Here is an 11,672-nt window from a genome sequence, read left to right as displayed (position 1 = left end):
CGTTGAAGACTCTAGATTTACTCCGAAGAGCGAATCAGAAGTATCTCGAACCAGAGTCCGAAAACCTAGCAAAACAAATCGCCAGCCGGAAATTAGCTGACTTCAATGTCCGACCCTCACACGGGGGTGAGAATCGGAACCAAATTACAAAAATTTGGCACTGACATTCATCGACACACTATTGAGTTCTCAAAGAACACACGCACAAGCCATCTCCCGGACAGTGAGCCCGTTCGATCAGCTAAGCAACTTTTCAAGCTTAGCTCGCACCATGCAGCAGAACCAAATCCGCTGGTCAGGCCAAGCCAGTGTGATCATCAGGCGCTCCTCGTCCAACCTCGTTTCCCAGGCCCTCGGGGCTCCGGGTCGGTGTCCGTGTCGCTCTGACCTGGAATAAGTTACGTGTTGCTACGAACAGAAGTCAAATCGGCTGGTCAGAGCCACAATTCGCGCATGCCGACGCATCTGCTCGCCGCATTGTTCTCGGGCTTGCGCGAGTAAGGCCCGAAGTGTTGCATTCGCCTGAGCGGTGCACGACCGTTGGTGGTGTGTACGTCTGCGAGTGGTCGATTACCAGTTCTGTCGTCGACGAGTTCGCGGAACGGCTTCCCGGTCATAAAGAAACCGACTGGCGCGTTAGTTGGCTGCCGGGCCGAGTACTCACCCGCGCCCAGGCGATCGCCGCCATCGAATTGGCCGAGCTTCTCCTCGCCCCGGCCCAGCCCGGCGCCGACATTCACGCCACCATCGCCGCCATCGCCGAACAGCTGGGCATCCGGCCCATCGATGCGGCCGCCACCCTCTCGGCGCGGCACCCCAACCGCTGAGCCGGCATGGCCATCCACCCCGGGTAGGTCCCGATACACCGTGCGGACGATTCACGCCGGAAGCCATCCACCCACGGGTGGAATTCTGTTGACTCGCACCGGGGACGAGCCCAGATTGGGGCTGTGACAGGGGTAATCACACGTCCCGAACGATCCGGAACCGACTGGTCACGGTGGTTGCGCGGGCCGGCCGACCAACCACGCTGGGCCCGGCCCGCACTACTGGGCATCGCCGTCGCCGCCGGAGTCCTCTACGCGTGGGGCATCAGCACGCAGACACCACACCTCTACTACTCGGCCGCCGCCCGCTCGATGAGCATGAGCCCGCACAACTTCTTCTACGCGGCCTTGGACCCGGACGCGACCATCAGCATCGACAAACTGCCGGGAGCGATCTGGATCCAAGCGCTGTCGGCGCGGATCTTCGGGGCGCACACCTGGTCGTATCTCTTGCCACAGGTCCTCGAGGGCGTCCTCACCGTGCTCGTGCTCTATCGGGCGGTGCGGCGACTGTCCGGTCCGTACGCGGCGCTCGTCGGGGCGGCGGTCGCGGCACTCGCACCGGCGGTGGTCGCGCTCGATCGCGGCAATATCTCCGACACCATGCTGATCCTGCTGCTCGTACTGGCCGCGGATCAGGCGGCGGCCACGATCGTCTCCGGAAGGACGCGGAATCTGATCCTGTGCGGACTCTGCATCGGCCTCGCCTTCCAGGCGAAGATGGTGCAGGCCTGGCTGATCGTCCCGGTCGTGGCGGCGGCGATACTGGTCGCCGCGCCGAGAACCGAACTGCGGCAACGCATCACCGGCCTGGGCTGGTTCAGCGCGACCGCGCTGGTGGTGTCGCTGAGCTGGATGTCCCTGGTCAGTCTGCTGCCCGCCGGGCATCGGCCGTACGTGGACGGCAGTCACGACAACTCACTGTTCGAGCAGGTCTTCGTCTACAACGCGGCCAGTCGCGCCAATGACGGATTCAGTGTGGGATCGGCCAACTTCACCACCGGCGGCAAGGGCACAGGATTCCGCGCGGAACTGGTGTTGGGCCCGGACAGCCGGTTCGACCATCTTTTCGGAGGTGGAGGTGGACGGGAAACCGGGTGGTTGATTCCGCTCGCGCTCATCTGCCTGATCGCACTGGCCTGGGCAGCCCGGCGGCGGCCGCGCACTGATCGCGAGACCGCCGCGATCGTGCTGTGGGGCGGCTGGCTCCTCATCCATGTCGCGGTCTTCCTGGTGATCGGGACGGTGAACCCCTACTACCTGGCAGTGCTGGCACCCGCGATCGGGGCCTTGATCGGTATGGGAGCCAAGGCGTACCGGCAGACCGACGATCGCCGGGTGCGCGGGCTGGGGATGGTCGCGGTGGCCGCGACCGCTTGCTACGGCTGGTGGCTGTCGGCGGCCGCGCCGGGCTGGGTGCGGGCCGGGCTCGTGGTCGTCGCCGTGGTGCTGATCATGGTCGCGCTGCGCGCCCGCGAATCTTGGGCAACCGCACTGCTTCTCGGCACGGCGCTCGCCGCGCCCACGACGGCCGCGATATCGGTGGTCGCGGACGGCTACGGACCACTCGACACACCCTATGAATCGGCGCAGGCCCGTCAGGTGACGCGGGGGTTCATGGCCTCCGCCCTCATCTCGGCCCGGGAACTCGACGAACAGATCGCGAAAATGCCCGGCCACGTGAAATATCCGCTGGTCACGTACACCTCGGCGCTGGGCTCGCCGTTCATTCTGTCCAGCGGCAGGCAGGTGCCGACCATCGGCGGCTTCACCGGCGCGGCCCCGGTGCCGACCACTGCCGAGGTCGCCCGCATGGTCGACGACGGCGAGGTCGGCCTGGTGCTGCTGACTCCCACCGATGACGACCGCGTGGTCTGGATCCGGCAGCACTGTCGCGCCCTGCCCGGAGGCAGGGACGGCGCCGCGGTCCTCGCCTATACCTGTGCCCGCCACTGACACGGAATCCGAAACGGCCCCGAATCAATCTGCGGCACTTAGCATCTCTCACCATGCAGGACATCAGCGGGCTGATTCACAAGATCAAGCACGGCCTCGACACCCAGGTGAGCCTCGCGCGGCTGCGGCGACACCGCACGCTCGCGGACGCCGCAGCCGGACGCATCGTCCTGATCACCGGGGCCTCCTCCGGTATCGGACGGGTCGCCGCCGCGAAACTCGGCGCGGTCGGCGCCACCGTGCTCTTGGTCGCACGCCGCGCCGACGAACTCGAGCAGGCCGTCGCCGAGATCGAGGCCCGGGGCGGGAGGGCGGTCGCGTACCCCTGCGACCTCACTGATTTCGACGCCCTCGACGCCATGGCCGCGAAGGTGCTCGCCGACCACGGCCACGTGGACATCCTGGTGAACAATGCCGGCCGCTCCATCCGCCGCACACTCGACCAGTCCTACGACCGCTTCCACGACTACGAGCGCACCATGCGGCTCAACTACTTCGCGGCGGTGCGGCTCATCCTCGCCTTCGCCCCCGCCATGCGCGCCGGCGGCGACGGCCAAATCATCAACATCCTGTCCCTGGCAAACCTCTACGGCGGTCCCGGCTACGCCGCCTACGTCGCCTCCAAGGCCGCACTCGACTCGCTGAGCACCAGCCTCCAAGCCGAAACCCACACCGAGAACCTGCGATTCACCTCCATCTACCTCCCCCTCGTCCGCACCGACATGATCACCGCCAACCCCGTCTACCAGCAGGCCACGGCCAACGCCCTCACTCCGGAAGAAGGCGGCCAGATCATCTGCGACGCCATCATCGACCGTCCCCGCCGCCTCGCCCCGGTCATGGGTCGGGTGACCGCGTTGCTCGACAGCGTGCTGCCCGAACGCGCCGACAGCATCCGCAGCGCGCGCTTCCAGCACGGCATGTGACCGACCCGCGGCCGCCGTCACTCACGGCGACCGCCCACAGCAGCAGTGCGTTCCGGCCCCCATATGGCCGAGGGCCCGGCCACCGTCAGGTGGCCGGGCCCTCGTTGTTCAGATGTGTTGCCGGAAGGCAGGACTCAGAAGTCCATGCCGCCCATGCCGCCGGTCGCGTCGGCCGCGGGGGCGGCCTTCTCCGGCTTGTCGGCGACGACGGCCTCGGTGGTGAGGAACAGGGCCGCGATGGAGGCCGCGTTCTGCAGGGCCGAGCGGGTGACCTTGACCGGGTCGGCAACGCCGGCGGCCAGCAGGTCGACGTACTCGCCGGACTCGGCGTTCAGGCCGTGGCCCGCCGGGAGGTTGGAGACCTTCTCGGCGACAACGCCCGGCTCCAGGCCGGCGTTGAAGGCGATCTGCTTCAGCGGGGCGGACAGCGCGACGCGGACGATGTTCGCGCCGGTGGCCTCGTCACCCGACAGGGACAGGGCCTCCAGGGACGGGGCGGCCTGCAGCAGGGCCACGCCACCACCGGCGACAATGCCCTCTTCGACGGCAGCCTTGGCGTTGCGGACGGCGTCCTCGATGCGGTGCTTGCGCTCCTTGAGCTCGACCTCGGTCGCGGCGCCGGCCTTGATCACCGCGACACCGCCGGCCAGCTTGGCCAGGCGCTCCTGCAGCTTCTCACGGTCGTAGTCGGAGTCCGAGTTCTCGATCTCGGTGCGGATCTGCGCGACACGGCCCTTGATGGCCTCCGCGTCGCCCGCGCCCTCGACGATGGTGGTCTCGTCCTTGGTGACGACGACCTTGCGGGCCTGGCCCAGCAGCTCCAGTCCGGCGGTCTCCAGGGAGAGGCCGACCTCTTCGCTGATGACCTCGCCACCGGTCAGGATGGCGATATCGGCCAGCATGGCCTTGCGGCGGTCACCGAAGCCCGGGGCCTTCACGGCGATGGACTTGAAGGTGCCACGGATCTTGTTCACGACCAGGGTCGACAGGGCCTCGCCCTCGACGTCCTCGGCGATGATCAGCAGCGGCTTGCCGGCCTGGATGACCTTCTCCAGCAGCGGCAGCAGGTCCTTGACGGTCGAGATCTTCGAGCCGACGAGCAGGATGTACGGGTCCTCGAGGACCGCTTCCTGACGCTCCGGGTCGGTCACGAAGTAACCGGAGATGTAGCCCTTGTCGAAGCGCATACCCTCGGTCAGCTCCAGCTGGAGACCGAAGGTGTTGCTCTCCTCGACGGTGATGACGCCTTCCTTGCCGACCTTGTCCATGGCCTCGGCGATGAGCTCACCGATGGACGAGTCGCCCGCCGAGATACCGGCGGTGGCGGCGATCTGCTCCTTGGTCTCGACCTCCTTGGCGGTGTCGAGCAGCTTGGCGGTGACGGCCTCGACGGCCTTCTCGATGCCGCGCTTCAGGCCCAGCGGGTTGGCGCCGGCGGCCACGTTGCGCAGGCCCTCACGGACCAGCGCCTGGGCCAGCACGGTGGCGGTGGTGGTGCCGTCACCCGCGACGTCGTCGGTCTTCTTCGCAACTTCCTTGACGAGCTCCGCGCCGATCTTCTCGTACGGGTCCTCGAGCTCGATTTCCTTGGCGATGGAGACGCCGTCGTTGGTGATGGTGGGGGCGCCCCACTTCTTCTCCAGCACCACGTTGCGGCCCTTGGGGCCCAGGGTCACCTTGACAGCGTCGGCGAGGCTGTTCAGGCCACGCTCGAGTCCGCGGCGAGCCTCTTCGTCGTACGCAATTGTCTTGGCCATTGCGTTGAGATCCTCCAGATCAGGGGATTGGCATGATCTGGTCAGGTTCGGTGCCCGCGACGGACGACCGGAGCTTTCGAATGAAACCCAGCCCGGCCTCACCGTTCCGACCTAGCACTCACCGGTATGGAGTGCCAAAACATTTCTAGCACTCACCCCGGGCGAGTGCAAGGTTGGAGAGAGGGTGTGGACGCCGCACCCGCACGCCCAACGAGAGATGCCAGGAACTCCCACCCGGGACCCTTGAAATGGATGGCTGGCCGCACGAGTCGTCTCGGCGGCCAATCGGCTCCCCCGGGACTACGAGAAGTGGGAACGATCGTCTACGCGGAGCAGAAGGGCGATCAAGGCGTCGGTGCGGCGCTCCTCCGGAGTGCGCGGCTCGCCGTGCTCGACGGTCACGAGTTCGGCGTCTTGCAGGAGGAGTTCGGCTTCGATGCGCATGATGGCCCGGATGAACGGTGGGGCAACCTCGGGTGGGAGGTCTCCGTTCACGATGTAGCCACCGTCCGGGGCGTCCTCGGTGGAGACATAACTGAGCGCGCGCAACAGATCGGCGCGCTTTTCCCCCGCAACTAGGTCGGAACCCTCGTCGCCCGCCATCCCACAATCGTATCCGTCGCATCATGCACACCAGCGGACCCGGTGACGCGGGAGCGGCGGCGAGCCCTACATCACCAGGTCGGCAGCCCGCCGGAACGACACGCGCGGACTACCGCGTATCCCCGCCCGGCGCTCCGCTCGCCTGCGGATCGACGAGCGGCAGGGACTGGAGCAGGTCCGCGATATCGGCGGACACCGATTCCTTGTCCAGGCCGAGCCCGGTCAGGATCCCGGAACCGTTCTCCAGGTCCAGCAGCGCGAGCAGCATGTGTTCGGTGCCGATGTAGTTGTGGCCCAGACGCAGGGCTTCCCGGAAGGTCAACTCGAGGGCCTTGCGAGCCTGCGCGTCGAAGGGGATGAGGGCGGGCACCGGGTCGCCGGTGGCGGCCGGGAGCGCGTTGGTGGCCACCCGGCGCAGCGCCTCGGCCGACACACCCTTGGCCGTGATCACCTGCACCGCAAGCGATTCCGGTTCACTGAGCAGGCCGAGCACCAGATGCTCGGGCCGCGTCTCGAGGTTGCCGACAGCGCGAGCCTCCTCCTGCGCGGCCATCACGACATGTCGGGCACGCGGGGTGAAGCGAGCGAATCCGGCATTGGGGTCGAGGGCGGCAGCCTGGCTCGCATCGGCGGGGGTCTTGGGAACGAAGCGCTTCTGGGCGGCCTGCTTGGTGACGCCCATGCTCTGGCCGATATCGGTCCAGGACGCGCCGGAGCGGCGGGCCTGGTCGACGAAGTGGCCGATCAGGTGGTCGGCCACCTCGCCGATGTGGTTACCGAGAACCACGGCGTCGGAGAGTTGATCCAGGACGTTGTCGGGGCGGGCCTTCTTGATGCCGTCGATGAGGTCGTCGAGGCGGATGGAGTTCGTCATATCGTCAACTTTAGGTTGACCATTGATGGATGGTCAACCATATGTTGACGATGGTCTGAATTCCGCCTACTCCTGAGCCACTTTCCCGACCATGCGCACGATCTGCTCCTTGAACCACGCGGCCGTGCGACCGGTCAGGACCGTCCGGGCATTCGAGTCATCGGCGTGCACGAACTGGATGACACCATCGCGGCGGCCCAGGCTGATGCACTGGAAGACGTAGCGATACTCGCGCGCCGCCGGCTCCTTGCCGCGCAGCCGCGCCGCGATGGCGGTGGCCGCGTACGTGCCCGCCGGAATCGCGGTGGCGCAAGCCATCCGGAGATCACGCCCGTCCGGACCGGCGATGACGGCGGCATCGCCGACCGCGTAGATATCCGGATGCGAGCGCGAGCGCAGCTCGTCGTCGACCAGGACCCGGCCGCGCGGGTCCACCGCGAGCCCGGAGTCGGCCGCCACCCGCGGAACTCCGAAACCGGTTGTCCACAGCACGGTTTCGGCGGGAACGCGCTCACCGTCGACCAGTTCGAGACCATCCGCCGTCACGGCCGCCACCTTGACATCCGCGCGGACCCGCACGCCGAGCCGATCCAGGACCGCGCGAATATGGTTGTGCGCCTTCGCCGAGAGCCAGCCGCCGGGTTCGTCCGCGCTGATCAGCGACACCGGCAGATCCGGTCGCGACTCGGCCAGCTCACTGGCGACCTCGATGCCGGTCGCCCCGCCACCGACCACCGCGATCCGGCCGGACAGCGCGGGCATCCGCCCGATGTCCTCGGGAACGGCCACCGAGTAGGCGAACTCGGTCGCCCCCGGCACCGCCGAACGATCACCGGAGCTGCCGAGGGCATAGACGAGGGTGTCGTAGCAGCGGGTTCCGCCGTCGGCCAGTCGGATCCGGTGCGCGGCGGTGTCGATGCGCTCGACCCGTGCCTGCACGAACTCGATGCCCTTACCCGCCAGCACCTCGCCCAGATCGGCGCGCGGCACCTGCTGTCCCGCCAGCGCCTGGTGCAATCGCACCCGGTCCACGAATTCCGCGCGGGCATCGACGACCGTGACCCGCACGCCCTTGATCTTCGCTGCCCGGCGCGCCGCCGACAGGCCCGCGTATCCCGCGCCCAGCACGACGATCCGATGTTCTGTGGTCATGAGAGGAGTCCTTCCCTGAGGAGGTAGTCGACACCCTCCAGACGGGACGGGCACGCGATTCCTGACAGATTCCGGGTGTGCGCCCTGCCACACACGCGGGACGCGCCAACCGCAGGTCAGGCGGCGGACCCGCCCGTCGACGCTTGCTCGGCGCGCGCGAAGAAGGCCAGCTTGTCGGGATTCAGGACCATGCGCAGCGCGGAGATGCGATCGCCGACGACGTCGATGGTGGCGATCATGAGGACCGCACCCGCGGTCCGGAAGACCACGGCGGGTCCGCCGTTGACCTCGTCGAAGTCGATCGACACATCCGGGAAGCCGGGGAGCAGCCGGGTGACCAGGCCGTGGATGTAGTGCGCCACCCGACCGGCCCCGACGACCGGGCGACGGGCCGCGGTGAACTTGCCGCCGCCGTCGGCCGTGGAGACGATGTCGGCGGTGAACATGGACTCGAGCGCGGCCACATCGCCGGATTGCGCTGCGCCCAGGAACTTCTCGAACAGGGCGCGCACGTGGTCGGGGGTCGCGTCGAAACGCGGCCGCTCCTGGCGGACGTGGCGGGTGGCACGGCGATAGAGCTGCTGGGAGTTGGCCACGGACAGGTCGAGCATGTCGGCGATCTCGCGATGGGCGTATCCGAACGCCTCACGCAGGACGAAGACGGCGCGTTCGGCCGGTGTCAGTCGTTCCAGCATGGTCAGCATCGCCATCGACACCAGCTCGCGCTGTTCGGCGGACTCGAGCGGGCCGAGTTCGCCGTGGCCGGTGCGGACCGGTTCGGGCAGCCAGGGCCCGACGTAGGTTTCGCGCCGGGCGCGGGCCGAATCCAGCCAGGTGCGGCACAGGTTGACCAGGATGGTGGTCAACCAGGCTTCGGCGGAACGGATTTCGGCACGGTCGGTGGCGTCCCAGCGCAGGTAGGTCTCCTGCACGGCGTCCTCGGCCTCGGCGGCGGAGCCGAGCATCCGGTAGGCGAGCGCGAACAAACGCGGCCGGTGCCGTTCGAATTCGACCAACCCATCGGAATCCATAGGTTCATCCGTCCTCGTCGTGCGCGCTCGTCTCGGGACGATACGCCTGCGCCGACGGGCCCCCGGCGGTAACCACCCACACGCCGCCACCGCGAACCCCCCCGACCGACGAGGGGCTTACGGCGGACCGACGATGCAGCTCGAAACTATTTGGGAGCCACCCGGATTGCCACCGCGACCGGTGTATTCGTGTAGCCGGAGGAGAGACAGGCCAGCTTGGCGGTGCCGAGCGCCACATTGGGGCTGCCGTCCAGGAACGAGCCGGGATTGGCGGCCAGGACCTGATCGATGACCTGCTTCTCGGCATCCTCGGTCAGGTCGCGGAAGTCGCCGCAGGTGGTCTGGGCACCGGCGGGCGCGCTGGTTTTCTTGGCGGCGGTGGCCCTGGTGGGGGCCTCGGCGGGTGGCTGCACCGGAGCCGCGACAGTGGTGGAAGCGACCGCACTGGCGGTTCTGGCGGCCGTGGTGGTCCCGGACTGCTTCGGGCCGTTCGCATCACTGGATTTGTCCGAACCGCAACCGGCGAGAGTCAATGCCATCGCACCGGCGGCGAGGGCGACGATCGAAAGACGCTTCATACCCTGCTTTCCGAACTTCCCGTGAGTGCCAGGCGCCGGACCGGCCCGGCGCTCGCAGCAGCGTACCCGCCCCCGGCAACTCCCGGAAGAAGAAGTCCGGCCCCGCCGGTTTCCTCAGTGCAGGTGCTGCTGCCAATCCGCAGGCACCCGGCCGCGCGGACCGGGCACCGGCTGGTCCACCGGATGCGCGTGCGGCGGCGCGAGTTCCGGGCCGCCCTCGTACATCTGCTTGTTCTCGAAGTTGTAGTACCAGTCCTCACCCGGCTCGAAACTCTGGATGAACGGGTGCCCGGTGCTCTCGAAATGCTTGGTGCCGTGCTGGTTCGGCGACATGTCGCAACAGCCGATATGGCCGCACTGCGCGCAACGGCGCAGGTGCACCCACCAGCCGCCCGCGGCATCGCATTCCACACAGCCGGATCCGCTGGGCGGCACGCCGGTGTCGATGCCCTCGATCTGTTCGGTCATCAATTGCCTTCCGTAGTGGCGGACACTGCCTGGACCACCCGCCCCGAGGCGCCATCCACGGGGGCGGCCGCCTCGAGCGGCAGGCGGACGATGAAACGCGTGTTCCCAGGCTCGGATTCGACGCGGATGTCGCCGTGATGCTTGTTCACCACGATCCGGAACGAGATGTCCAGCCCGAGCCCGGTGCCCTCGCCGACCGGTTTGGTGGTGAAGAACGGTTCGAAGATGCGGGTGCGGATCTCGTCCGGGACGCCAGGACCGGTGTCGCCGATCTCCACGGCGGCGCACTCGTTCTCGCGATAGGTGCGGACGGTGAGCGTGCCGCGACCGTCCATGGCGGAGACCGCGTTGTCGATCAGGTTGGTCCACACCTGGTTGAGCTCGGCGGCGTAGCACGGCACCGGCGGCAGCGCGAGATCGTATTCCTTGACCACCGTGATGTTGTCGCCGATCTTGCGGGCCAGCATGACCAGCGTGCTGTCGAGCAGCTCGTGCAGATCCACCACCTGGAACGGGGCTCGGTCCATCTGCGAGTACTGCTTGGCCGCGTTCACCAGCGAGGAGATGCGGTTGGTCGAGTCGGTGATCTCGTTCATCAGCAGCTCGGTCTCGACCGTGTAGTTGAGCCAGCGCATGGCCGCCTCGAAAACATCGGCGCCGCAACCGGACAGGGTGGCGTGCACCTTCTCCATCCAGTCGATGTCGAATCCGGCCTGCACGAAGTTCGGCGCGATGTCCCAGCCGTTGGCGACGCCGTGGTCGTCGAGCCAGTCGCCCAGTTCGTCCTCGCGGTCGGCGGCCTCCAGTGGCGTCAACGTCGGGGCCTTGGCGACCTGCTCGGCCGCCTCCTCCTGTAGCTGCGCCAGCGCCTCGAGGGTCTCGGAGTTGAACTTGCCGTGCGCCATCATCTTCAGCTTGTGCCGCATGCCCGCGACCCGATCGCGCAGCGAGGAGGTGGCGCGCACCGCGGCGGCGGCCGGATTGTTGAGTTCGTGGGTCAAACCCGCCGACAGCGAGCCCAGCGCCAGCAGCCGCTCCCGCTGGCCGATGCGCTCATTGGCATTGCGGTTGCCGAAGAAGACGCCCTCCAGCAGGTGCAGCGCCATCGGAAACCATTCCTGCATCATGCGCGCGAAGGTGCCCGCGTCCAGCACGAAGAATTTCGATGGCCGGGTCACGTAGAACGAGGCGGTGTAGGTCTGTTCGACCTTGTCGCCCATGTAGGCGGTCCACGCGCCCGAGTAGGAGCCGGTGTGCTCGGTGCGGACGAGTTCGATCTCCTCGCCGCCCGACATCTTGGTCAGCCGCACCTCGCCGTCCATGAGGACGTAGAAGCAGGTGGCCGGGTCGCCCTCGCGGAAAACCAGTCCGGGCTCGAACATCTCGACCCGGCCGTCCTTGCAGAGCCAGGCCAGCTGGTCATCGTCGAGCTTCTCGAACAGGAACAGCTGCCGCAGTTCGTTCGGGTCGCAGATCAATCGGGTGTTGCCCATTCACCTA

General features: G+C 67.4%; 11 protein-coding genes. 3 read left to right on the top strand and 8 right to left on the bottom strand.

Annotated elements, in window-relative coordinates; all coding sequences use genetic code 11:
* The first annotated feature begins 548 nt into the window (after nt 1–548).
* The 3 genes from GLP40_RS19490 (at nt 549) to GLP40_RS19480 (ending at nt 3,709) form a co-directional block, all read left to right on the top strand.
* Nucleotides 549–827 carry a hypothetical protein gene (locus GLP40_RS19490; protein ID WP_154789330.1) on the top strand — a complete coding sequence of 93 codons (279 nt, stop codon included), beginning with the start codon at nt 549–551 and terminating at the stop codon, nt 825–827.
* Between the two features lie 123 nt (nt 828–950).
* Nucleotides 951–2,783 (top strand): ArnT family glycosyltransferase, encoded by a 1,833-nt coding sequence (locus GLP40_RS19485; protein ID WP_154789329.1) that lies wholly within the window; start codon nt 951–953, stop codon nt 2,781–2,783.
* 53 nt (nt 2,784–2,836) lie between these two features.
* Nucleotides 2,837–3,709, top strand: coding sequence for an SDR family NAD(P)-dependent oxidoreductase (locus GLP40_RS19480; RefSeq protein ID WP_154789328.1), 873 nt, complete (start codon nt 2,837–2,839; stop codon nt 3,707–3,709).
* A 134-nt stretch (nt 3,710–3,843) separates the two neighbouring features.
* Here the strand turns inward: GLP40_RS19480 and groL are convergent, their stop codons facing one another.
* The 8 genes from groL to GLP40_RS19440 form a co-directional block, all read right to left on the bottom strand.
* Nucleotides 3,844–5,466 (bottom strand): chaperonin GroEL, encoded by a 1,623-nt coding sequence (gene groL, locus GLP40_RS19475; RefSeq protein WP_154789327.1) that lies wholly within the window; start codon nt 5,464–5,466, stop codon nt 3,844–3,846.
* A 300-nt stretch (nt 5,467–5,766) separates the two neighbouring features.
* Nucleotides 5,767–6,069, bottom strand: a complete 303-nt coding sequence (locus tag GLP40_RS19470; protein WP_154789326.1) for a hypothetical protein — start codon at nt 6,067–6,069, stop codon at nt 5,767–5,769.
* 109 nt (nt 6,070–6,178) lie between these two features.
* Nucleotides 6,179–6,943, bottom strand: coding sequence for a Clp protease N-terminal domain-containing protein (locus tag GLP40_RS19465; RefSeq protein ID WP_154789325.1), 765 nt, complete (start codon nt 6,941–6,943; stop codon nt 6,179–6,181).
* Between the two features lie 66 nt (nt 6,944–7,009).
* Nucleotides 7,010–8,095, bottom strand: coding sequence for an NAD(P)/FAD-dependent oxidoreductase (locus GLP40_RS19460; protein ID WP_154789324.1), 1,086 nt, complete (start codon nt 8,093–8,095; stop codon nt 7,010–7,012).
* A gap of 116 nt (nt 8,096–8,211) precedes the next feature.
* Complete coding sequence (locus tag GLP40_RS19455; RefSeq protein ID WP_154789323.1) at nt 8,212–9,126, bottom strand: RNA polymerase sigma-70 factor; 915 nt, start codon at nt 9,124–9,126, stop codon at nt 8,212–8,214.
* A gap of 146 nt (nt 9,127–9,272) precedes the next feature.
* Nucleotides 9,273–9,704: a hypothetical protein gene (locus tag GLP40_RS19450; RefSeq protein ID WP_154789322.1), complete on the bottom strand. Its 432-nt coding sequence runs from the start codon at nt 9,702–9,704 to the stop codon at nt 9,273–9,275.
* A 114-nt stretch (nt 9,705–9,818) separates the two neighbouring features.
* Complete coding sequence (locus GLP40_RS19445; protein ID WP_154789321.1) at nt 9,819–10,172, bottom strand: UBP-type zinc finger domain-containing protein; 354 nt, start codon at nt 10,170–10,172, stop codon at nt 9,819–9,821.
* On the bottom strand, nt 10,172–11,665 hold the full coding sequence (locus GLP40_RS19440; protein WP_154789320.1) for an ATP-binding protein: 1,494 nt from the start codon (nt 11,663–11,665) through the stop codon (nt 10,172–10,174). Before GLP40_RS19440 ends, GLP40_RS19445 begins: the two co-directional genes overlap by 1 nt.
* Nucleotides 11,666–11,672 lie beyond the last annotated feature (7 nt).

The sequence above is a fragment of the Nocardia aurantiaca genome (assembly GCF_009708175.1).
GTDB lineage: Bacteria > Actinomycetota > Actinomycetes > Mycobacteriales > Mycobacteriaceae > Nocardia > Nocardia aurantiaca.
This window is presented reverse-complemented; position numbering and strand designations above follow the sequence as displayed.